1 protein-coding gene is annotated in these 3,325 nt (G+C 48.5%); it reads right to left on the reverse strand.

Features of this window, described 5'->3' with window-relative positions; genetic code table 11:
- Positions 1-219: 219 nt before the first annotated feature.
- On the reverse strand, positions 220-3,325 hold a 3,106-nt coding region (locus ACY692_RS14665), incomplete at its 5' end, for a tandem-95 repeat protein (RefSeq protein ID WP_462326123.1).

Here is a 3,325-nt window from a genome sequence, read left to right on the forward strand (position 1 = left end):
ACAGGGGAGCGGCCAGATTGAGGACGGTGATCATGAAGGTGGCGAGGAGGATTTCGCCACAGGGGATGGGTCTGGAGATAAGGATAGAAAGAATTTTTTTCATGATGGGTAACGGGGGCTGGCTAGACCCCCTATTTCAGATATGCTGCAGGAGAGCGCTAAGGCGATAGGATTTCACGTGGCGTCGTCAACATTGGCAAATCCTATCGGTACTGGTGCTTATACTTGGAGAAGTTCAATGTCGCTGTTGTCAATCACTGTGGCAGCATCAAATTCTGCGATGAGAATTTTGGCACTTTCGACGTCATCTCCAGATGTGCCATTCGGGTCAAAATAGAGCTTGCTCGTACCGGAATCCGGATCAAGGACGTAGACGAAATAATCGTCATCGCAAGATCCACCGGTTGGAAGTTGGTATGCATGGACGCCCGATGCAATATAGTTCCTGGCATCAGTATCGGTCGTTATTTCATGGAAATAGCTGATTGGGACTGTTCCTTGGATAGAGCTTAGAGGGGGGGATGGGAAACAAGGATAGGCATCAAACTGGAGCGTGTCCTCATTCTGGTTAAAATCGTGTATGATATCACCGAATTGATCGCTCGATGTATAGATAAAGCGATCGCTACCCCCACCCCCTGAAAGGTGATCCTGTCCCTGATCTCCGGAGAGGATGTCATTGCCTAGACCACCTCGGAGGATATCGTTGCCCGCACCGCCAGAAAGGATGTCTCCGCCATCGCCCCCGAAAAGGATGTCCTTGCCATCATTCCCCGCGAGATAGTCATCGACATCCCCTCCTTGAAGCCTGTTTGCCTTGGCGTCACCCACAAGGTCGTTGGCATGAGTTATAGAACCTGTGATATTCTCGATTCCGGAAAGATTGTCTGTAAAGGAATGGGATCCATAGGTGTTGTCCACGGAAAAAACAGAGTCCGTTATTGTCGCATCGATTGGGTTTTCAGCGTGCGTATAATCGATGAGATCTGTCCCGCTCCCGCCTGAAATGGTGTCGTCGCCCGGGCCTCCGATCATGGTGTCGTTGCCGGTATCGCCATTTATAGTGTCGTTCCCTGCCTTGGCCATGATGGTGTCGTCGCCAGCACCCGCGTCAATGGTTTCTCCATTGTCGGTGCCGACTAAATATAGCGAATTATCGGGATTGAAGGAAAGAGTGGTTGTTGTTTCTCCCTGCACGTCAATAAAAACCTTGGCTGAGCTGGAAAACCCATTGTTTTCCTCAATTTTGAACGAAAATTGATCTGCACCAATAAATCCCGGAGCGGGAGCATAGGTGAATGTGCCGTCGGAGTTGATGACGGTGTTTCCGTTAGATGACGGTTCCGTTATGCTCGGTATTGTGTATTTGTCTGTGCTGATAATCTTAAGCAGTCCCTTGAGTTCAAAATTCTGTCCTATCGTGAAAGATTGTTCTATAGTTGTCAGAGGGTTGTGAGGCACAATGATGATATCGGAATGGGTAAGGGGATCGCTGTTTTCAAGTCTCAGGAACAAGGTTTCGCCATCAGGTAATCCGCCATTCTCGTCGTAGAACAGTTTGGGATTACCAGAGGATGGCTGGGTATATACAAAACAGGCGCTGCTGCTTTCAGGAGAAGAAAACTCACCGTTGGTGTCGTTGCACTCATAGTAATCTGAAGCACTAGATTCAAGCATGACAAAATTTTCTGAGGGAAGTACGCCCGGAACATTTTCAAGGATAGTGTTGCTGAAAATTGATCCGTCAAAACAGAATCTGTCGGAAGAAGTAGTAAAGTTTTTGATGGTGTCTCCGGCTTCATTCAGGGCACCATACAGAAAACGATCCCTGCCCTGATCTGTTGAGCTTCCTTCCTCTTCTCCGGAAAGGGTATCGGCACCCCCACCCCCGTAGATAGTGTCATCTCCGGTTCCACCGTATATAGTATCCTCTCCCATGCCGCCGTGGAGGATATCGTTACCTCCCTTTCCCTTCAGGGTGTTTGCCCCCCCGGATTCGATGAAAACGTTTGGCTGGGCATTTCCTGAGAGAACGTCGTCATAACTATCCCCTCCCTTGATATTTTCTATTTCTTTGATTCTATCCATATAGTTGGTGGATGCATAATAAGTGGACACCTTGGAATATCCGTCACCGTCCATACTGGAAAGATCAAGGGTAACACTACCATCGGTCTGACTGTAATCGACCATGTCTATGCCGATTCCGCCTTCATATCTATCGTTTCCGGCACGATCGATAAACACATCGTTCCCATCATCTCCAAAGAAAGAGTCGTTTTGCCCCATACCATCGAGGATATCATCTCCTCCGGAACCGTGGATTTCATCGACGTCGCTTGTTCCCTTGATATAGTGTCCATCATTGGTATCGGTATAAGGGGTTGAACTGATCGCGATCTCGGATTGCACGGAAAAGGTAATTTTCGATACCGATGTAGTTTGGTTTACGAGATCTATCGATCTATACTCGTAATCATAATTACCGGGGTTAATCGAGTTATCACCGGCATTGAATATGAAGCTTCCGTCAATTTGGGGAGAGAATATGGTCGGTATCTGGTAATAAAATAGATCGTAAAATATGTCTGGATTTGAATTGTCATACGGGATCATTCCAAAGGCAATTTGGCCATCAGCTGCAACAAACGTCTCTTCTGTCGTGATGCCGAACTTCTGCTCTGGACTGGTATCCACGCCTCCATTCGATATACCTCCATCGTCTTTGAGAGTTGCTGTAATCTCGACGGTTCCCTTGAATGCATTGTTCAGTCCATACGTAAGGTCGCCGCTGGAAACATCAATTGTGGGGAGTGTATCAAATGCGGAGTCGTTGTTAGTTGTAATAATGAAATCAAGAGGTTGCCCTGCTTCATTGGCAGGGCCTGGAGAAAGGTTGGATGCGAAGCTGGAAACTGTTTGCGTACCGGCCCCTACGGGGACATTCAACCCGGAAGTGGAAATGTCAAAGGTGGGCGGATCGTTGACAGGATCGATGTTCAGGTTGATTGAAAAGGATTGAGGGGACGTTGTTCCATCACTCACCTTGCCGGTAAATTGGTCGGTTCCGAAATAATCCGCATCAGGGGTATACGTGAACGTTCCGCCAGGGAAAAATGTCACGCCTCCGTGACTCGGGCCGCTGACATGCGTAAACAATAGGGCATCTTCGTCGGCATCCGAGGCCAGCGTGTCGGTAATAGTCGTGTCTTCGTTGGTTGAAAAAGAGGTTTCAGCGATTGTGGGTTCATTGTTGCTGGGGGGAGAAGGTGGCGGATCATTGGTTCCGCCTCCGGAACCTTCCCCATCCCCGGGTTGCTCATCT

Source organism: Desulfoplanes sp. (assembly GCF_054921335.1).